The sequence below is a fragment of the Dictyoglomus sp. DH genome (assembly GCF_055181375.1).
Genome location: NZ_CM143706.1, coordinates 174,389 through 194,877, shown reverse-complemented (window position 1 = coordinate 194,877; position 20,489 = coordinate 174,389). Strand labels below are relative to the sequence as shown.

Annotated in this window: 20 protein-coding genes and 1 pseudogene; 20 read left to right on the top strand and 1 reads right to left on the bottom strand. The window is 31.8% G+C overall.

What is annotated here, in order from left to right; genetic code table 11:
- Nucleotides 1-16 precede the first annotated feature (16 nt).
- From ACY3JJ_RS00930 to ACY3JJ_RS00905, 6 genes are read left to right on the top strand one after another with little or no spacing between them, the layout of a single operon-like run.
- Nucleotides 17-895: an ABC transporter permease gene (locus ACY3JJ_RS00930; protein ID WP_463091942.1), complete on the top strand. Its 879-nt coding sequence runs from the start codon at nucleotides 17-19 to the stop codon at nucleotides 893-895.
- Nucleotides 895-1,887 (top strand): ABC transporter ATP-binding protein, encoded by a 993-nt coding sequence (locus ACY3JJ_RS00925; RefSeq protein WP_463091941.1) that lies wholly within the window; start codon nucleotides 895-897, stop codon nucleotides 1,885-1,887. Before ACY3JJ_RS00930 ends, ACY3JJ_RS00925 begins: the two co-directional genes overlap by 1 nt.
- Nucleotides 1,884-2,864, top strand: a complete 981-nt coding sequence (locus ACY3JJ_RS00920) for an ABC transporter ATP-binding protein (protein WP_463091940.1) — start codon at nucleotides 1,884-1,886, stop codon at nucleotides 2,862-2,864. The genes ACY3JJ_RS00925 and ACY3JJ_RS00920 overlap by 4 nt, the downstream gene beginning before the upstream one ends.
- A 26-nt stretch (nucleotides 2,865-2,890) precedes the next feature.
- On the top strand, nucleotides 2,891-4,249 hold the full coding sequence (locus tag ACY3JJ_RS00915) for an alpha-glucosidase/alpha-galactosidase (RefSeq protein WP_463091939.1): 1,359 nt from the start codon (nucleotides 2,891-2,893) through the stop codon (nucleotides 4,247-4,249).
- Between the two features lie 55 nt (nucleotides 4,250-4,304).
- A complete protein-coding gene (locus tag ACY3JJ_RS00910) occupies nucleotides 4,305-5,438 on the top strand; it encodes an O-antigen ligase family protein (RefSeq protein WP_463091938.1) in 1,134 nt (377 codons plus the stop codon).
- Nucleotides 5,404-6,477, top strand: a complete 1,074-nt coding sequence (locus ACY3JJ_RS00905) for a glycosyltransferase family 4 protein (RefSeq protein ID WP_463091937.1) — start codon at nucleotides 5,404-5,406, stop codon at nucleotides 6,475-6,477. Before ACY3JJ_RS00910 ends, ACY3JJ_RS00905 begins: the two co-directional genes overlap by 35 nt.
- Here the strand turns inward: ACY3JJ_RS00905 and ACY3JJ_RS00900 are convergent.
- The gene (locus tag ACY3JJ_RS00900) at nucleotides 6,444-7,340 is read right to left on the bottom strand and encodes a glycosyltransferase family 2 protein (RefSeq protein WP_463091936.1); all 897 of its coding nucleotides are present in this window, start codon (nucleotides 7,338-7,340) and stop codon (nucleotides 6,444-6,446) included. The genes ACY3JJ_RS00905 and ACY3JJ_RS00900 overlap by 34 nt on opposite strands.
- A 40-nt stretch (nucleotides 7,341-7,380) precedes the next feature.
- Here ACY3JJ_RS00900 and ACY3JJ_RS00895 point away from each other — a divergent pair.
- The 14 genes and pseudogenes from ACY3JJ_RS00895 (at nucleotide 7,381) to ACY3JJ_RS00830 (ending at nucleotide 20,488) form a co-directional block, all read left to right on the top strand.
- A pseudogene (locus ACY3JJ_RS00895) lies at nucleotides 7,381-8,044 on the top strand (response regulator transcription factor).
- A 2-nt stretch (nucleotides 8,045-8,046) separates the two neighbouring features.
- On the top strand, nucleotides 8,047-9,282 hold the full coding sequence (locus ACY3JJ_RS00890) for a sensor histidine kinase (RefSeq protein ID WP_463091935.1): 1,236 nt from the start codon (nucleotides 8,047-8,049) through the stop codon (nucleotides 9,280-9,282).
- 5 nt (nucleotides 9,283-9,287) lie between these two features.
- On the top strand, nucleotides 9,288-9,866 hold the full coding sequence (locus ACY3JJ_RS00885) for a hypothetical protein (RefSeq protein ID WP_463091934.1): 579 nt from the start codon (nucleotides 9,288-9,290) through the stop codon (nucleotides 9,864-9,866).
- On the top strand, nucleotides 9,854-11,296 hold the full coding sequence (gene lnt / locus ACY3JJ_RS00880; RefSeq protein ID WP_463091933.1) for an apolipoprotein N-acyltransferase: 1,443 nt from the start codon (nucleotides 9,854-9,856) through the stop codon (nucleotides 11,294-11,296). The genes ACY3JJ_RS00885 and lnt overlap by 13 nt, the downstream gene beginning before the upstream one ends.
- On the top strand, nucleotides 11,293-11,838 hold the full coding sequence (gene lptC / locus ACY3JJ_RS00875; RefSeq protein ID WP_463091932.1) for an LPS export ABC transporter periplasmic protein LptC: 546 nt from the start codon (nucleotides 11,293-11,295) through the stop codon (nucleotides 11,836-11,838). Before lnt ends, lptC (ACY3JJ_RS00875) begins: the two co-directional genes overlap by 4 nt.
- Nucleotides 11,839-11,853: 15 nt before the next feature.
- Entirely contained in the window at nucleotides 11,854-12,501 is a 648-nt protein-coding gene (gene lptC / locus ACY3JJ_RS00870) for an LPS export ABC transporter periplasmic protein LptC (RefSeq protein WP_463091931.1), read from the top strand.
- Nucleotides 12,498-13,589 carry an LptF/LptG family permease gene (locus tag ACY3JJ_RS00865; protein ID WP_463091930.1) on the top strand — a complete coding sequence of 364 codons (1,092 nt, stop codon included), beginning with the start codon at nucleotides 12,498-12,500 and terminating at the stop codon, nucleotides 13,587-13,589. The genes lptC (ACY3JJ_RS00870) and ACY3JJ_RS00865 overlap by 4 nt, the downstream gene beginning before the upstream one ends.
- Nucleotides 13,568-15,691 (top strand): LPS-assembly protein LptD, encoded by a 2,124-nt coding sequence (locus tag ACY3JJ_RS00860; RefSeq protein ID WP_463091929.1) that lies wholly within the window; start codon nucleotides 13,568-13,570, stop codon nucleotides 15,689-15,691. The genes ACY3JJ_RS00865 and ACY3JJ_RS00860 overlap by 22 nt, the downstream gene beginning before the upstream one ends.
- Before the next feature lie 68 nt (nucleotides 15,692-15,759).
- Nucleotides 15,760-15,918: a rubredoxin gene (gene rd / locus ACY3JJ_RS00855; RefSeq protein WP_463091928.1), complete on the top strand. Its 159-nt coding sequence runs from the start codon at nucleotides 15,760-15,762 to the stop codon at nucleotides 15,916-15,918.
- Between the two features lie 11 nt (nucleotides 15,919-15,929).
- A complete protein-coding gene (locus ACY3JJ_RS00850; protein ID WP_463091927.1) occupies nucleotides 15,930-17,114 on the top strand; it encodes an NAD(P)/FAD-dependent oxidoreductase in 1,185 nt (394 codons plus the stop codon).
- Nucleotides 17,104-18,024, top strand: coding sequence for an alpha/beta hydrolase (locus tag ACY3JJ_RS00845; RefSeq protein ID WP_463091926.1), 921 nt, complete (start codon nucleotides 17,104-17,106; stop codon nucleotides 18,022-18,024). Before ACY3JJ_RS00850 ends, ACY3JJ_RS00845 begins: the two co-directional genes overlap by 11 nt.
- Nucleotides 18,011-18,967: a S1C family serine protease gene (locus tag ACY3JJ_RS00840; protein WP_463091925.1), complete on the top strand. Its 957-nt coding sequence runs from the start codon at nucleotides 18,011-18,013 to the stop codon at nucleotides 18,965-18,967. Before ACY3JJ_RS00845 ends, ACY3JJ_RS00840 begins: the two co-directional genes overlap by 14 nt.
- Nucleotides 18,964-19,560 (top strand): IMPACT family protein, encoded by a 597-nt coding sequence (locus ACY3JJ_RS00835; protein ID WP_463091924.1) that lies wholly within the window; start codon nucleotides 18,964-18,966, stop codon nucleotides 19,558-19,560. Before ACY3JJ_RS00840 ends, ACY3JJ_RS00835 begins: the two co-directional genes overlap by 4 nt.
- Nucleotides 19,541-20,488 (top strand): acetoin utilization protein AcuC, encoded by a 948-nt coding sequence (locus ACY3JJ_RS00830; RefSeq protein ID WP_463091923.1) that lies wholly within the window; start codon nucleotides 19,541-19,543, stop codon nucleotides 20,486-20,488. Before ACY3JJ_RS00835 ends, ACY3JJ_RS00830 begins: the two co-directional genes overlap by 20 nt.
- The last annotated feature ends 1 nt before the right edge of the window (nucleotide 20,489 follow it).

Genomic DNA, 20,489 nt, shown 5'->3' with positions numbered 1-20,489 from the left:
GAGGAAAGATATAGTTATGTTATTAGTGATAAGAGATTTATATAGGAGTGATAAAAAGTTTGCCTTTGGTTTTACAGTTATATGTTTGTTAATTTTTTTAGCTTTACTTTCTTTTGTCTCCCCTTTTGATCCAAAATTATGGAATGTGGTTCCTAAAAATCAGCCTCCCTCTTTTCGTTATCTATTGGGTACAAATTCTATGGGACAAGATATATTCTGGAATTTAACACATGCTATAAGAAATTCTGTAATCCTTGGGTCTCTTACTGCAGTAATATCAATTGTAATTGGTACCTTTGTGGGGCTTCTTTCTGGTTACAGAGGTGGAAGTCTTGATAGATTTCTAATGTCTGTAAATGATAGTTTTATTGTTATTCCCAGTCTACCTATTCTTATTCTTATATCCTCAATAATAAAACAGCATATCAGTCTTATTCTAATTGCCTTTATACTTTCTTTATTCTCCTGGCCCTGGGGAGGAAGACAGGTAAGAGCTATTGTATTAGGTCTTAGAGAAAGAGAATTTACATATACAGCAAATTTCTCAGGAATGAGTACTTTTCAGATTATTATGACAGAGCATCTTCCTTTTGTTATACCATGGGTAATGGCTAACTTTATAAACACAATTTTATGGGCAATTGGAATGGAAACTACCCTTGCTATTTTTGGACTTTCAAGTTTGGAAACTCCTACTATAGGGACGACTATTTACTGGGCATTACAATATCAAGCTCTTCTAAGAGGAATATGGTGGTGGATTTTTACCCCTGTAATTTTAGCTATACTTCTTTTCATAGCTCTTTATACTCTATCGGTGAGTATTAGTAATTATCTTGATCCACGAACCAGAATTCAAAGAATGAGGATGAAAGAAGGAGGCCAAGAAGCCTAATGTATGCTTTAAAAGTGGAGAATTTAAAGGCTTATTATATTACTTCCTTATATGGTATTGAGAGAAAAGTAAGAGCAGTTGATAATGTGTCTTTTCAGGTTATGGAGAATGAGATTTTGGGAATAGCTGGAGAGTCTGGATGTGGTAAAAGTACTCTATTGAAAACCCTTATTGGGCTTATTAAACCTCCCTTAAGCGTGATAGGAGGTGGGATACATTATAAATATGGTGGTAGAGAAGTAGATATATTAAAGGATATTAATGTTTTAAAAGAATTAAAATGGAGGGTTTTTTCCTACGTACCTCAAGGCTCAATGAGTGTACTAAATCCAACACGAAAAATCATAAAGACTTTTGAAGATGTAATAAAGGTACATCTTAACATCACAAAAAGTAATGTAATTAGGGATATGGTAGGAGAACATTTAAAGAGTTTGGGTCTTCCTTTTGAAGTTTTGAATTCATTTCCTCATCAACTCTCAGGAGGTATGCGACAGAGAGTTACTATAGCTTTAAGTACTATACTTAAACCTAAGGTGATTATAGCTGATGAAGCAACTACAGCCTTAGACGTGGTAGTGCAAAGAGGTGTAATACAACTTTTAAAAAGGATTCAGTCGGAGTTTAAAAATACAATAATTATGGTAACTCATGATATGGGAGTTCATGCTAATATGGCTGACAGAATAATTATTATGTATGCAGGAAAGTTGGTGGAAATAGGTAGCGTAAAAGATATTTTTAAGAATCCTCTACATCCATACACTAAATATCTTATTGAATCCCTTCCTAAGATAGGTGATAAAACCTTGAAAAAGAGTGTCCCAGGAGCTCCTCCGTCTCTTTTAAATCCTCCATCTGGTTGTAGATTTCATACTCGTTGCCCTTATGCAATGAAGGAATGTAAAGAGATGGTGCCAGACTTAGTAGAGGTAGAGAAAGGACATAAAGTGGCCTGTTTTCTTCACAGCAAGGAGGTTGAGAAAACATGATAGAACAAGATTTTTTGTTATACGTTAAAGATTTAACCAAGATATTTGTAATTGGGGGAAGATTTTTAGGGGTAAAATTAGTAGCAGTGAATAAAGAAAGTTTTTATTTACCTTTAAATAAGCCTGAAATACTGACTATTGCTGGGGAGACAGGATCTGGAAAAACTACCTTAGCTCGTATGATATTAGGTTTAATTGAACCAACATCCGGAGAAATATATTATAAGGGGGAAAGAGTAACTGATTTAAGTTCTAGAAAAAATAAACTTAAATTTATGAAAGAAGTACAGCCCATATTTCAAAATCCTTTTGAAGCTTTTAATCCTTTAAAAAGAGTAGATTCCTATCTTTTTAATACAGCTATCAATTTTGGTCTTGCTAAGAATAGGCAAGAAGCGATGGATATTGTTGATATGAGTTTACAAGCAGTAGGCTTAAATCTAAAAGAGATAGAAAAAAGATATCCTCATGAACTTTCTGGGGGACAGCTTCAAAGAGTTTCTATTGCGAGAGCGCTTATAACAACTCCGTCTTTGCTTGTGGCGGATGAGCCAGTTTCTATGGTTGATGCTTCTTTAAGGATGTCCATAGTTAATCTATTCAAAGAACTTAAGGAAAAATATGGTGTTTCGGTATTATATATAACCCATGATTTGACTACTGCCTATTACATAAGTGATTGGATTGCCATTATGTATAGAGGAAATATTGTGGAAATGGGACCTGTAGAGAAGGTTATGCTTAAACCTCTACATCCTTATACCAAGCTCTTAATTGACTCTGTGCCAGAGCCGGACATAGATAAACGTTGGGAAGGTGATATAAAACTTTCTACCCAAGAGGTTAAAGAATTTTCTAAACTTGGTTGTAAATTTTCAGATCGTTGTGATGATGCAAAAGATATATGTTTTAGAGAAGAGCCTAAAAAGATTCTTATAGATGATCGTTGGGTAATGTGTCATAAATATATTTCTTAAAAAATTTAAATTAAGGAGGTAGTTTTATGGTAAAAATAGCTATTATTGGTGCTGGTAGTGTAGCCTTTTCTATGAAGCTTATCCAAGATCTTAATTACTATAAAGATCTTTCTGGAAGCACAGTAACCTTTATGGATATTAATGAGGATAGGCTTGATCTTGTTTATTCTTTAGCTGATAAGTATAGAAAAGAAGCTGGTACTAATTTAAAACTTGAAAAGACCACAGATAGAAAGAAAGCATTAGATGGAGCTGATTTTGTAATAAATACAGTAAAAATAGGCGGATATCATAATATGGAAAAGGAAAGAGAAATTGCTGAAAGTTTAGGTTATTACAGGGGAGTGGATGATAAAGTAAGTGATTACTATGGGGGATTTGCTGCCTATGAACAACTAAAATTTGTAAGAGATTTGGTTAAGGATGTAGAAAAGTTGGCTCCTAATGCATGGTATATGCAGGTTTCTAATCCTGTTTTTGAGAGTACAAATTTAGCTTTAAGAGAGTCTGGCCTTAAGGTGGTTGGTTTTTGTCATGGATATTTAGAACTTTTCCATTTGGTAAAAGCTTTAGGTTTGGATCCTAAGGATATAGAAGAGCAAGTAGCAGGGTTTAATCATTGTATCTTTTTGACGAAATTTAAGTATAAAGGGCAAGATGCCTATCCCTTAATAGATAAATGGATAGAGGAAGAAGCTCCAAAGATTTGGAATTCTTATGATTATATGATATCTCCTTGGGAATATACTCAATTTTCTCCTGCAAGTGTAGAGATGTATAGACTTTATGGTTTATTCCCTATCGGAGATACTCCAAGAAGTGTTTCACCTTGGTGGTTCCATACAAGCTTGAATGAGAAGAAAAAATGGTATCCTGCAGGAGGTCCAGATTCCGAGATAGGATGGACCATGTATCTTTATGGATTAAAGCTTAGATTGCAGCAAATGGAGAGATTGGCAAGAGATCCTAATGTGTCAGTAGTAAAAGAATTACCGATAGAAGAAAGTATGGAATCTATAATACCTTTTGTAGATGCTATAGTAAACAATAACAGAAGAAGATTGGTTATTAATGTACCAAACAATGGTGCTATTCCTGGAATCCCTGATGATGTAATTGTGGAGATACCAGTATATGTAGATAAGAATGGAATTGAAAGAGAGAAGATTGAGAAAATTCCATCCCGTTTGATGCTTTATGTATTAATACCAAGATGGTTAAGAATGGAAAGAATACTTCAAGCTTTTCGTGAGGGAGATAGGAAGAGTCTTCTTCTTATGGTTATGGATGACCCAAGAACTCAAAGTTTTGAACAAGGGAAGAATCTTGTAGAGACTCTTCTCTCACAACCTTGGAACGAAGAGATGAATAAGCACTACAAATAAAAAAAGGGGGGATTTTTATCCCCCCTTTTTCTAAAATTGTGTTATAATCTATTTCATGAGAATGGAAGAGGTAATATATATATTTGGATTTCTTTTGGGAATGGGTGGGGGAACATTTGGATTTATTATATATTTTTTTTCTCGTATTCTAAAAATTAGAGAGATTAGTTTTAAGGATATAGATTCAATTTTAATCTTTTTTGTTATTTCTTTTTTTCTATCCTCCTTATTTTCTCCTTTTAGAGAATTTTCATTATTAAATTTTTTGGTACTGCTGTTTTTGATTTTATGTTACTTGTTATTAATTAAGGAAAGTCTTTTTTCTTCATTGATTGATAACGGTTTAGACTACTTTATTTTTGGTGCTACCTTACTTGCTTATTCTGGCATAAATATATTTTTTTATAAAGGTTATTATGCCGAAACTCCTTTTTTAGGAAAAAATGGTTTAGGTACTGTTTTAGCTACTACTATTCCCTTAGTACAATTGAAAATGTTTTCTTCTAATAATAAGCTGTGGTATTTTATATCTTTGATTATTCTTATAACTGGTCTTATCCTTAGTATGTCACAAGGAGCAATTTTAGGATTAATTTTGGCTGAGATCTTAATATTTATTTTAGGGGATAAAGAGCTTAAAAGACAGATCTTTTATATAAGTATAATAACAATGTCTATTTTAGCATTTTTTCTCATAAGATCTATTTTAGTAAAGGACAATTTATTTTCCTTCTTCTGGACAAGAGTTGATCCGTACTCAAATTCAAAAACCCAAAGAATCTATATATGGAAATCTGCTTGGAAAATGTTTTTAGATCATCCTATTTTTGGGGTAGGCTTTTCTGCTTTTAGTAAGACATATTCTTATTATAGATTACCCCAAGCTATAGGAGAAAATGTATCTTTTGCTCATAATCTTCCCCTGAATCTTCTTGCAGAAACTGGTATATTGGGTTTTGTATCTTTTTCTTTATTTATCTTTCGATTTTTTTATTGGGGGATAAAGACTTATTTAAGGGACAGAGATTTTCTTTCTTTAGCTATTCTGGGTGGGTTTACAGCATATATGGGGCATCAGTTTTTTGATGGTACTATGTGGTCACTGCATCTTGGAATTATATTTTTCTTCTTTGGAGCTATTTTCAAGAGGTTATATGAAAAAGATACTTTTTCTTCTTCCATACTTTAATCTTGCAGGTACAGAAAAACATGTAATAGAGCTTATTAAGGCTTTAAAGGATGAGTATGAATTTTTAGTAACAGCTCCTCAAGGGGGAGGAATAACCATATTAAATAGCAACAATATACCTTATAGAGAAATTCCATATCTTAGCCTTTTTAATGTTAGGGAATATAAGGAGAGACTTAGAGAAATAATTAATGATTTTAAGCCTCATTTGATTCATATACATGGAGCTCATGAATTGATATTTATTGCTAAAAAGTTATTTCCAGATATTCCTGTTGTATTTACTTGTCATGGTTACCCACCCACATTTTTTTATTTAAATTATTCTCTATCTGTTTTTTTTAGTAAGTGGGCTGATAGGGTTATATGTGTGTCTAATTATGATAAAGAAATTCTTATTAAAAAAGGTCTTTCAAAGGATAAGGTTGTAGTTATTCATAATGGAATCTCAGAAAGAAATGAAAGGAAAAATTTGCCTATTAAAGTGAATGGGTTTATTATAGGGACAGCTGCCCGATTAACAAGGACGAAAGGTATTAAATACTTAGTTTATGCTTTCAATGAAGTAGTGAAAAAATATGATCATTTAAGATTGGTAATAATAGGGGATGGAGAGGAGAGAAAATCATTAGAGAATTTAGTTAATAAATTAAATATTAGAGATAAAGTGTGCTTTTTAGGAAATATGCCTGGGGCAAGAGATTACATAAAGAATTTTCAAATATTTGTTTTGCCTTCACTTTTTGAGGCTTTTGGATTAGTCATATTAGAGGCTTTTTCAGTCAAAGTACCTGTTATTGCAACGAGTGTAGGTGGGATACCAGAGATTATAAGTGATGGTATTGATGGTATTTTGGTACCTCCTAAGAATATTAATGCTCTTTCTAATGCAATTGTAACTCTTATTGAGAAGGAAAATATGAGGAATAAGTTAGCTCAAAAAGGATATGAAAAATTTATAAATGAATTTACTTCTACAAAAATGGCTAAAAGAACAAGAACAGTTTATGAGGAAATTTTGTCCAATTCATCTAAATAGACCTTATTTAGTACTCCTGAAAGAAAAATTTGGGATAGTGTATGATATCCTTTTTTTTCTGCAAAATTAAACCACTTTTCTATATTCTTTTCATTTATTAATCCAAATAATCTTTGAATAAAGTTTCCTATTTTATAAATTCTTCCCATTTGTATCATCATTTTAACTTCTAAAGTAGGATGTTTTTTATAAAAATAAATAGCTGACCTTGCCCTTTCTCTCTCTTTATTTAGTAGATATGGTAAATTAGTAAGATCAGGAGGAATACTAAGATGCCAAACAATAACTTTTTCTGATTTTACCATTTTTACTCCCAGTTTCTTAAGTCTTATTCCTAATTCTAAATCCTCCCAACCATAGAAGGTAAAATTTTCATCAAAAAAGCCAGTAATGGAAAGAAGTTCTTTAGAAACACTTGCATTTCCTGTAGCGAAAAAGGCGGATGAAATATCTCTTAACTTGAATTTTTCTGTCCACGGTTCTTTCCAGTTATATGTGTTTATCACAGGTCCTTGTACTATTACATTAAAATTATTTTCTTTTTGGATATCATAGTGATTTTTAAGAAAATCCTTCTTAACGTATATATCACTATCTATAAATACTATAAGCTTACCTTGAGAGATATTAAGTGCCATATTTCTTGCATGGGCTGGTCCTTTTCTTTCCTTACTCTTTATATATTTCAAGTTAGGGTACATTTTTTGAAAGTTATTAATCAGCTCACTAGTATTATCAGAAGACCCATCATCAGAGATAATAACCTCATATTCCCCTTCAAAATCTTGATTAAGAATTTGAGGAAGAATGATCTCCAATAGATTTTTTCTATTATATGTTGGCATAATCACACTTATATCCATGATTTTAAATTATATCAGATTTTTGTGATATACTTAAACTATGCGTATTCTTGTGGTGGAAGATGATAAGAAAATAGCAAATCTGTTAAATCTTGAGCTTACCCATGAAGGATATGAGGTAAAGGTAGTCTATGATGGTTATGATGCCCTTATAGAAGCAGAAGAATTTAAGCCAGATTTGGTAATTCTTGATATAATGTTGCCTGGAATGTCTGGAAAAGAAGTAGCAAAAAGATTGAGGTATAAATATCCTGATATGGGTATTATAATGCTTACCGCTCTTCACGAAGTTAAGGATAAAGTAGAAGCTTTTAATTTTGGGGCGGATGATTATGTAGTAAAACCTTTTAGTATAGAAGAGCTTTTAGCAAGAATTCAGGCTGTCTCAAGAAGAAAGGAAAAGAAGGAAGAAGTAATTGAAAAATATGGTATTTCAATCTTCCCATCAGAGTATAGAGCTTTAGTTGATGGAAAAGAGATAGTGTTATCTAAAACTGAATTCTCTCTTTTTTGTTTTTTAATGAGAAATGCAGGGATGGTTCTTTCTAAGGATATGATTTTGTCATATGTATGGGGAGATTATGATGATGAGAGAAAAAATTTAGTAGAGGTATACATAAATTATCTGAGAAAAAAAACTGGGGGATAAAGGTAAATATATAAAAACCATAAGAGGAATTGGATATTCTTTTAGGGAAGATTAATTATGAAAATAGCTTGGAAGATCACTCTAACTTATACTTTTGTTATAGTAACTTTTATTTCTCTTTTTTCTTTGATTTTTTACGAGAATTCTAAAAATACCATTATGGATGAGCATAAAAAGGATCTGTATAAGAGTTTTTTTGGCTTTTCCTATGGAAGAGGATTTATGATGGGAAGGGGAATGGGAAGAATTTCTTCCTACTATATTGCCCAAAATGGAGTGGTTATTCAAGATCACTTTAGTTTGGGTGAAGTGAAAGAAGAAGGTATATATAATACTAATGATGGATATTATGTACTCATAGTTAAAAGAGATGAATATCTTATTGGTAAGGATATTACATCTACCATATATGCCCTTGATAGGTTAAAAAGAAATTCCATACTTTTTGCTTTACTTTCCATAATTCCTTCCATGGCTATTGGTTATTTTTTATCCAATAGATTTTTATCTCCTATAAGGAGAATAATAAAAGAGGCAAAAAAGGTGGATATAAGAAGACAAGATAGGATAGAGTTTCCCAGGACAAAGGATGAACTTTGGGAGCTTGTGAATACATTGAATATGATGCTTGATAGGATAGAAAAGGTTTATAAACGGGAGGAAGAATTTTCTTCGGATGTTTCTCATGAATTGAAGACTCCTCTTACTTCTATTCTGGGGTATATAAAAATGTTAAAAAGGTGGGGAAAAGAGGATAAAAAAGTTCTTGAGGAATCATTAAACATATTGGAGGAAACAACTCAAGATATGGTAAATATGGTAGATACTCTTCTTGAAACAGCAAGGGTCTCAGAAGATATAATTTTCAATAAATTTTGGGTAAGGGAGTTTTTGGAAGAGATAAAGGAGAAATATTCAAAGATTTATTCAGAATATGAATTTCATATAATTCTAAATAAAAATGAAGAAGTGATTTTTCCAAAGAAAGTTCTTGAAATTATTTTGGGAATTTTTATTGAGAATGGAATAAAAAATTCTCTTGATAAAAAGTTAATTGATATAGGTTATAATGATGGTAAATTTTTCGTAAGAGATTATGGGAAAGGTATACCTGAGGAAGAGATTTCTAAGATTTTTGAAAGATTTTATAAATTGGATAAGTCAAGAAGTAGTAGGGGATATGGGCTTGGTCTTTCTCTTGCTAAAAAGCTTTCAGATGTGGCAGGTCTTGAGATAGAGGTGGAAAGTAAAGTTGGAGAGGGAAGTATATTCTATGTAAAAAGGAGAAAATAGAGTTTATGAAAAGGATTTTTATTCTTCTACTTATTATGGCGTTATTCTTATCAGGATGTGCACGTACTGTTACTATAAGACCGAAAGGACTTTTAAAAATTCAATTAGAGTTTTATAATCCTTTAAGTTTATACGATGTTAGTAATTACTATTCCCTTGTGATTCCATTTAATAAAGATGGATATGTAAGTAATGATCTAAGTACATGGCAATACTTCATATGGTGTGATGGAGATAGGGATATATTGAACTTTAAGTGGGGCAAAAATGGAGATCTGTCAACTCTTCAACTATTTTCTTTGATACATGCTCAACTTAAAGGTGAGATTTCAGGATATAAAACTACTTTGATTTTTCAAATTCCATTGATTGTTTTTGGGGGATCTCTAAGTAAGCTTTATATGAAGATATATTTATACAAAATATTAGGAAGCCCATCATACATACAAGGTTTAGCTGATCTTCTATGGAGTGTTCCACAGGAAGATATATATATAGATTTAACCAATCCTATCAGTGGAAAAATATTGTATGATGAATATTTTTCTGATCAAGTAAGTTATATAAAAATATGGTTAGAGTAAACAAGTTCAGAATTTTTATATATCTTTTTATATCTATACTCTTTTATATTCTCTCTTTTCCTCCCTTTAATTTCTCATTTCTTATCTTTTTTACCCTTATACCTCTTTTTTCCCTTCTTCCGGAAATTACTCAAAAGAAAGCTTTTATCTTGGGTTTTTTATATGGAATTGGATTTAACAGTGTTAACTTTTATTGGATACCACGCTTGGTATCTCATTTTACAAGTATAGGTCTCTCCATATTTGTGTATCTTCTTCTTATTATTTATCTTTCTCTATATTATGGAGTTTTTCTTTGGGGAGTAAAAAGAAAAGAGAATTCTATATTTTTTCCAGCCTTTTTTATGGTATTTATACAATGGATAAGATCCCATGGACCTCTTGCCTTTAATTGGGGGTCATTTGGAGAGCCTTTGGTTCATATTTATCCTCTTCTTCAATGGGCAAGTATATTTGGCGAATTGGGTTTAGTTTTTTTAGTTGTTTTAGTTAATACTGTAATAGCAAGATTTAGAGAATTGGTTTTTAAGATGAAGATTTCTTTTATTTTGGTTTTTATCTCTCTATTTATTGTAGGATTTTTTATAGGCAGGGGAGATTACAATTCATTTATGAAGGTGGGGGCGGTACAAGGAAGTTATGATAGCTTTTCCAAATATTTTTATACCAATATTTATGACCAATTCCAGGTTCATAAAGATCTAACATTAAATCTTCCTGATAATTTGGATTTAGTGGTATGGGCGGAGAGTGTACTTTTTTGCTTTTTAAATCATTCTCCCATATATCTCAAGGAGTTGAGAGAGCTTGCAGAGTTTAAAAATACTAATCTACTTTTAGGATCCTTGGAGATGAAGGGAAGAAATTTTTATAATTCTGCATATCTCATAACAAAGGATGGTAGATATGATGTGCATAGGAAGGTACAACTTGTGCCTTTTGTTGAGGAAGTTCCCTTTCCTTTCAATTATGTAATTCCAGAGTATTTTAGGGGACTTATTGGAAATTACAGTAGTGGTCCTGGTTTTTATCCTTTATCTATTGATGGTAAGAAAATGGGTGTACTTATATGTTTTGAATCTTTATTCTCAGATCCATCAAGAATACTTTCTCAAAGACATAGTGATATAATTGTGGTTATAACTAATGATGGCTGGTTTCAAGGGACACCAGCAGTCTATCAGCATAAGAATCAGTCTCTTCTTAGAGGAGTAGAAAATAGGAGACCTATAATTCAGGTAGCAAATACGGGGATTACGTTTTTCGCTGATCCTTATGGTAGGATTATAAAAGAAACGAAAGAAGGGGAAAAAGTTGCTATTTATGGGGAAGTTCCCAAAGGTAGCTTTTCTCTTTATACTTTTTGGGGTGATATTCCTATATTTTTAGGATTTTTAATATTTCTTTTGATAAAATTGATTAAAGAATGAGACGGACAATTTTTCTTAGTATATTGATATTGGTGGTTCTTATCGCTTGGGGAGGAAGTTACTATATTTTTCCTCCACAAAAAGAAGAAGTATCCTCTAATTATGAGAAGACTGGTATTTATGCAAAAAAGGTACATTTGAAGGGTAGAGATAAGGGAAATCTGAGTTGGGAGATCTCAGCTGATAATTTAAGTATTGATTTAAATTATAGAAAATTTCTCTTTGAGGGGAATATAGATGGTAAGGTATATAGAGATAATAAATTGTCTTTGTATATAAAAACAGAAAAAGCTGAGGTAGATAGGGATAAAAAGATAATGAAAATACCAGATAGATTATATTTTGAAACTGAGGATGGTTATGTAGGTGAGGCAAGAGAAGGGGTATGGTATTTTGATACAGGGGAATTTGTTAGTACAAAGGGAAGGGTAAGATTTGAGAAGAGAGGAGAGTTTAAGGCCGAAGCAGATATTTTTAGATTTGATTCAAAGGAAGGAAAAGCTGATTTTGAAGGTAATGTGGTGATAGAAGTATTATATTAAGAGGGGAGGAAAAACATGAAAAAGATAATTGGAATTTTTTTAATCTTTGTGCTAATTATAGGAATCGGTTTTTCACAAACTAAGACTCCTATTAAGATTTCTGCCCAAAAAATATCTTATGATTTTGGGAAAAAGGTGACTCGAGCTGAAGGAAATGTTACTGTTATATATAAACCTGGACAAGAGGATGAGACAAAGATTACAAGCACAATGATATTTTATAATCAAGATACCAGTATTGTGGAAGCTCCAGGAAAAGTAAGTATTACTCAAAAAGATTTATCAATTGTTGGGGAGGATTTAAAGGTAGATCTTAGAAAGGAGATCTTGGAGTTAAAGAAAAATGTAAATGTGGTTTTGCAGAGGAAGAGTGGAGACAAAATAGAAATTACAAAACTTTTTTCTCAGGGAATAGTTTACTCTTTGAGGAATAAAACAGGAAGTTTAACTGGAAGTGTAAGAATAGAAAGGGAAGATCTTATAGTAACTGCAAGTAGTGCAGACTTTGATACTGATAAAGAGGTTTATACCTTTTTAGATAATGTAAAGATGTTGGATAGTGATAAGAATGAAATAAATTGTAAAAAGCTTGTAGTATATGTAAAGGATAAGAGGGTTGAGGCAGAAGGCAATATAGATACTACCTTTTACGTAAAAGAATGATAAGAATAAAAACTTATCACAAGTATGTATTAAGTGAATTATTAGGCCCCTTCTTCTTAGGAATATTTGGATTTATATTAGTAATGCTAATCCAAATACTTTATGAGTTTTCTGATTTTATTATTTTAAGAAGGGTCAGTTTAGAAGTAGTATTGAAACTTCTTTACTATAAGATCCCATCATTGTTAGTATTTGTAATTCCTGTGTCTCTTCTTTTCGCTATAATTTTTTCCTTTGGAAGACTTATGAGAGATGGCGAAATATTTGCTATGAGATGTAGTGGAATTTATTTCTTCTCTCTGACAATTGTACCCCTTTTGTTTTCCCTATTACTTTCCATAATTCTTTGGCTTTTTACTTATTCTCTTATTCCAGAATCTAATTTTCGTGCTAATAAATTGATTCAAAAATACTTTTTTTTAAATCCTGCTCCTGTAAAGGGTGAAAATGTTTTTTTTCATGATGAAGAGGGAAGATATTATTACGTTAAAAAAATAGTAGAAAAGAGTAATAAAATGGAAGATGTACTTGTATATGATACCTCAAATTCCAATAAATTTCCTGTTATTTACACTGCAAAGGAGGCTATTTGGAATAGAGATTCACTTATATTGAAAAATGGCATTGTGCATTATTTAGGAGAGGATTCCTTTGTGGCATGGGAGGGAAATTTTGATGAGTTTAAGATAAATCTTCCTCAAGATTTTATGTTAATCTTTTATAGAGATAGAACTCCTCAAGAGATGCCTACTAATGAACTTAAGAAAAGGATTGAAGTTTATAGAAAATCGGGAATATCTGCCAGATCCTATCTTGTAGAGGATTATCTAAGGATCGCCCAAAGTGTTGCATTACCTATATTTGCTCTCCTTGGATTTAGTGTAATCCTTATTACAGGAAGAGGGGGAAGACTTTGGGGAACTGCCTTTAGTATTATTATTGCCTTCTTTTATTATGGCTTCAACATTATCGCTCGATCCTTAGGAGAGCATGCCATTTTTTCTCCTTTTATCTCTGCATGGTTACCTAATATTACCTTAGGAAGTATCAGTTTGGGAGTATTTATATGGAAGATAAGAAAATGGTAAAAAGATTAGTTTTTATTACTATAATACTATATTTTATCCTACATATAGCTTTTGCCGAGACTCCTTGGAAAATAAAGGCAGAAAAAATATCTTTTAATTGGGAAACCCAATTTTTTAAGGCGGAAGGTAATGTGGAGTTTTCTGGAAAAGATGTGTTAATAAAGGCAGACAGATTAGAGGGGAGTATAAAGGAAGCCTTATTTATAGCAGAAGGTAATGTTTATTTTAAAGATAGAGAGGGAGAATTTTGGGCAGAAAGTATAGAGTATTTTTATAAGGAAGAGAAAGCTAATATAAAAAATGTGAAATTAAAATATAAGGTACTTGACTCTCAGGAAAAGATGTATATAAAAGGAGAAGATTTAATATGGAAGAAGGGAGATATATCCCTTAAGAAAGGTGCTTTTACTACTTGTTCTTATGAAAATCCTCATTATTTCCTTTCTGCATCTCAAATTGAATATTATCCTAATGATAGAATAGTTTTTATTAATGTGATTTTCTTTTTGAGATTTCCATATCCTGCTTTTTATCTACCAATTTTTTATGTTCCCTATTATGTAATTCCTCTCACCAAGGAGCCTTCTCCATTTCCTCAGATTGGTTATGATTCTAATCTTGGATTATATCTTACCTATCCTTTTACATATAATCTTTGGGGAATTCCTGGTGTTCTTACTTTTCTTATATCTCAAAATCAAGGGTTTAAATTCTCTCTATCTCAAAAATATAGTTTTTCAAATCTTTCTGGAAATGTAGATGCCCACTACCTTTATAATTATAATCTTAATACTGATGAATTAAGACTTAATATTACTGGTAAATATTCTCTTCCTTCTCTTTCCTTAAATTTTAATTCCATATATTTTTCTTATCCTTATTCTGGTAATTATTCATTGCAAAACTCAGTTAATTTAACCTATACTTTTGGAATATTAAGAACTAATATACTTGGTACTTGGAGTAGTAATCCTAACCTTGATAATAAGGGGGTAAGTATTAATACTACTATCAATTTCAACAAAAATCTAAAATTGCAGTCCGATGTAAGATATAGCAATCTTTCTTATACTTTGGGAAGTAGACAGGAGGATTTGCAGGGAAATATTAATCTTGATTACAATGATACTGTTCAAAGGTTTTATATATATGCCAATGAAAGATGGACTAATACTGCAGATTTATTATTAAAGAAGGTACCAGAATTTTATTATAGTAGAAAATTATCTCTTGCAAGTATTCCATCAAGGCTGGAATTACTTTTTGGAAATTATATTGAGCCAGGTATTCCTTTTACTATCAATACATGGAAAATAGGATTTTCTTTAACTTTATCTCCCAAGTTATCATTTTCTACTGGAAATATCTCTTCAAATCTTGGATTTAAGCAGGAATTCTATGGTACTCAAGATGCACGTTATCTTTTATTTGGAAATATAAGTTATAGCTATAGACTTTCATCTTTAATATCAGGATCTCTAAATTATAATTTCCAATGGTTAGGAAAAGATATTGTAACTGGAGATTCTGGGAATACTCCTTTCTATTTCGATTATTTAACTAATATCAACAATATAAGTTTCCAAGCTACTATTGGAAACCCCAATATAAATATATCCTTACAGCAAGGCTATAATTTTATCAATAATACACCTACATCTTTATCTATTTCAGGAATACTAAAACTGGGAAAAACGGCAACCTTTTCTGCTAAGACGTCTTATCTTTGGAATACACAAACATTCACGCCTCTTTTTATCCAAGGTATTTTTCAGAATCCAAACTTTTATTTTTCTTTCGGTAGTCTATATGATTTAAATGCTAATGTAATTAAAAGGGTGGATTATAAGGTAGGAATTAATATAACCGGAGATTGGCATTATGCTGGTAAACTTAGTCTTTTAGGTTATTATCTACCCATCTTAGGGAATACCTTTTATTCTCTCTCCTTAGAGAAGGATCTTCACTGTTTTAATATGAAAGCTACATATTATTTTGCTACCCAAAGTTTCCAATTTAGCATATATCTCAAGGCGTTTCCATCAAAAGGATTGGAACTTATGGGTAGACCTGAGGGATTTACCTTGTTACCAAGTTTTTAATAGAAATACTTGTAGTTTTTTGATATAATTTAAAACTGAAAATAAATTTTAATAAGGGGGTTAAGTTTATGACAAAATATAGATGTATAGTATGTGGGTACATTTATGATCCAGAGGAAGGAGACCCTGATGGGAATATTCCACCAGGAACACCTTTTGAAGAGATTCCAGACGATTGGGTATGTCCTGTTTGTGGTGCGGATAAAAGTATGTTCAAACCAGTATAAGTTATAGTACTATGAAATATTTTATTATTGGTAACGGGGTTTCAGGAATAACTTCAGCAGAATTAATAAGAGAAAAGGATGAAGAATCTGAAGTAATTGTTATTTCTGAGGAAAAATATCCCTATTATGCAAGGCCACAACTTATAGAATTTTTAGCAGGAAATATTAAAAAAGAAGAAATTTTCTTTTATACTGACGACTGGTACAAAAGTAAAAAGATTAATGTAATATTGGGGGAAAGAGTATTAAGGATAGATATTGCTAAAAAAGAAGTTGAAACGAATAAGGGAAAATACAATTATGATAAACTGCTTATTGCTTCTGGAGCAAGACCTCAAATACCTCCTCTTGAAAACATAAATGTAGAAGGTGTTTTTACCCTTAGAACATTAGATGATGCCTTAAATATTCTTTCCTATATAAAGGGAAAAGAAACAGCAATACTTTTAGGTTGTGGCCTTTTAGGTCTGGAGACAGGAAGGGCTTTATATCAAAGAGGTCTAAAAATTATTGGATTAGAGTTTTTCCCAAGACTTTTACCTAGACAGCTTGATGATGAAGGTAGTAAAGTACTTCAAAATATTATTCAATCTAAATTTGGTTTTAGCTTTTATCTTGGAGTAAAGGCAAAGAAAGTATTAGAAAATAATGGAAAATTTGTAGGGATTGAATTAGAAGATGGCAGAATAATAAATGGCGATCTACTTATAATTTCTGCTGGTATTATACCCAATGTGGAATTTGCAAAAAATTCGGGAATAGGAGTAAATAAAGGAATATTTGTAAATGACTATATGGAAACAAGTGCGGAAGGAATTTTTGCTGTGGGCGACTGTGTAGAGCATCAAGGAAGAATTTATGGCATTATTCCAGCATGTTTGGAGCAAGCCAGGGTAGCTGTAGAGAATATAATGGGAAGAAAAGTGGAATATAAAGGTACTATTCCTCTTAATTCCTTGAAAGTTACAGGAATAGATCTTACTTCTATTGGAGAGATTAATCCAGAAGGAGAAGTTTATGAAATAAAGGTTAATAAGAATAAAGAAGGTTTTTATAGAAAGCTAATATTTAAGGATGATAAGCTTGTTGGAGCTATTCTTCTTGGTGATAAAAGGAAATATGTTAACAAAGTTGTGACTCTAATAAAGAATCAAGAGATCGTTGAGGATAAGGAAAAGTTACTGTATGAGGAATAAATTACTTTGTATTTTATTATTCCTTTTATTAGTTTTCCTTTGTTGTGGTTTGTCTTTAGATTTTCAAGAATTTGCTAAAAGAATAAAAAATATGGATGATGATGTATTATATTTTAAGTCCTATGATGGCACTTCTATTGCATATAGAATAGTAAAAACGGATAATTCAAAGGCAACTTTGATATTTATTCATGGTATTTCTGTTTATGGTAAGTATTACCTCCCTTTTGCAAAAGCCTTGGCTGATTTAGGGATAAAGGTTTATCTTCCTGATATAAGAGGACATGGAAGGTCAGAAGGAAGAAGAGGAGATTCCCCTGATTTTAAGTCTCTTTCGGAAGATATGTATAGATTTTACGAGATTGTAAGGATGGAAAATCCTGGTTTACCAGTTTACATAGGTGGCCATAGTATGGGAGCAGCTTTGACCCTAAAATACTTTATGGAGTATAATTTAAATCCTGCAGGTTTGATTCTAATATCTGGTGGATTACCAGTAGAAAAGATCTCTACTAATAGTAATAATATTTTGAAAATAAAGAATACTACCAAAATATTTCAATTCTTATCTTTTTTATTCCCTCATTTTAGGATTATTTCATGGGATCTTCCTGAGGGAGTGGAGGATAAACTTTTAGTTAATAAATACTCTTTAGCCTTTTTTAAATCTGCCTTTCCAGATTCTGTTAAGAAGATATGGGATAGTCTGTATGTTCCTACTCTTGTGGTGGTGGGAGATAGGGATGAATTTTATAATAGGGACGAATTATTTAAAATAGCAGAAAAATATAAAAGGAATAACATTACCTTTGTAATACTTCAGGAGACAGATCATTTTGATGTTTTAGAGAAAAGTATAGGGAAGATTTATTATTGGATTTTAGGGGGTTCAAAAGATGGAAGCCTATGAAAAATTTTTAGAAGCATACTCTAATGCTTTGGTAAGGGTAGTGGAAAAAGTAAGTCCTGCTGTTGTTAATATTGATCTAAGTCAAAGTACTTTTATCCCATTCTTTTTTGGCCCTCAAGAGATTAAAGGCTTTGCCTCTGGTTTTATCTTTACTTCTGATGGATATATCCTTACTAATAGCCATGTTACTCGCCAAGCTACAAAAATTCAGATAACTCTTTCAGATAGAAGATCATATAATGCAGAGCTTGTGGGAGAAGATCCTCAAACAGATCTTTCAGTGCTTAAGATCCCTGAAAAAGACCTTCCTTATTTGGAATTAGGGGATTCTGATGCTTTGAAGGTAGGACAGATTGTTCTTGCCATAGGAAATCCTTTAGGATTTGGGCATAGTGTTACCAGTGGGGTAATAAGTGCTTTAGGGAGATCATTAAGAAGTTATAGTGGGCATCTTATGGAAAATATTATCCAAACAGATGCATCCCTTAATCCTGGAAGTTCTGGAGGACCATTAGTGGATATATATGGAAAAGTTATAGGAGTGAATACAGCAATAATACAGGGTGCTCAAGGAATATGTTTTGCTATTCCTGTTAATACTGCAAAATGGGTAGCTGGTCTTCTTATAAAGGAGGGTAGGGTAAGAAGAAGTTATCTTGGTATTATAGGTCAAAGTGTAGTAATCCCAAGAAAATTGAGGGATATGTTAAATTTGAAGCAAGAAGGTGGAGTATATATTATAAGAGTAGCTCCATCAAGCCCTGCTCAAAAGGGAAACTTACTAAGTGGTGATATAATAATTATGGCTGGTAATGAATTAATAAACAATATTGATGATTTACATAGATTTTTGAGTCATACACCGCCAAACAGTAAGGTTATATTCAAGGTTATAAGAAACGAAAAGATAAGGGAGTTAGAGATAATACTTGGAAGCGAATGAATCTTGTAGAAAAGTATCTAACAGTTGAAAGTGAAAAAACCTTTGAAGTAAAAATTCAAAGATCTCTTTTTATAGGCATAATAAAACCATTGGAAACAAATCCCTCTGATATATTAAAAGGTGTGAAAGAAAACTACAAAAATGCCACCCATTATTGTTATGCTTATAGAAAGGTAACGGGAGAAGAGTACTTTTCTGATGGTGGAGAACCTACTGGTACAGCAGGAATTCCTATATTGAATGCCTTAAGAGAAAAAGATTTATATAATATAATAGGTATTGTGGTGAGATATTTTGGTGGGATTAAATTAGGTGTAAGAGGACTTATTGATGCTTACCGTTTTACAATGGAGAAAACTATAGAAAAGGCTAAAATTGTAAAAAAGATAGTTACTGTCAACTATAGAATTAAGGCTACATATAAAGATTTCCCTAATATAAAGAGGGAACTTATTAAAAATTTTTCTTGTGAGATAAATGAGAATTTTGGCGAAGATGTGGTTTTGGAAGTAAAGGTACCTATATCTTTAAAGAAGGAATTTAGGGAATATATTTCTAAAAGGGGGGTAGAAATTGAAGAATACAGAGAGTAGTTTTATCTGGGGAGAAGAATCTTTACTCTATTCCTTTCCAGAACCTCATCCTATGAATAGAAGAAGATTGGAATCCTTTAAGGAAGAATTAGAAAGAAGAGATACTTTGATAAAAAGAGAAACTCCCCAAATAAGTTCCTATGATAATTTACTACTTTTTCAAACAAAAGAATATGTAGATTTTGTGATTGAGAAATCAAAGACAGGAGAGGGTTATTTGGATTATGGAGATACGCCTGCCTTTTTAGGTTGTTATGAGGCAGCCTCTTATGTAGTAGGTTCTTCCTTAAAAGGGATAGATCTCATAATGGAGAGAAAATATAAAAGAGTTTTTGTACCTATGGCAGGTTTGCATCATGCAAGAAGAAATACTGCTGCGGGTTTTTGTATATTCAATGATATTGGAGTGGGTATTGAGTATTTGAGAAAAAAATATAACATTCAAGATATTCTCTATATAGATATTGATGCCCATCATGGGGATGGGGTTTTTTACGAGTACGTGGAAGATCCTCATCTATACATTGCAGATGTCCATGAAGATGGTAGATTTCTCTATCCAGGTACAGGAAAAAGAGATGAGAGAGGAAAAGGAAATGCTTTTGGTACTAAGTTGAATATTCCTTTGCTTCCTGGAGCTTCCGATGATGAGCTTTTACTTGCTTTAGAAGAGATTAAAAATTTTGCTTGGGAAATTAAGGTTGATTTTGTAATTCTACAAGCTGGAGTAGATGGACTTTCAGGTGATCCAATTACCCATTTAAATTACAGTGTGGAAGGTTATGGGAAATTTGTAAAAGAAATAATAGATCTTTCAAATATGGTGTGTAATGGAAAACTATTGATACTTGGCGGTGGTGGTTACAACCCTGAAAATACTAAAAGAGGTTGGATTAAAATTATAGAAATACTGGAGAAGGAGGATTAAA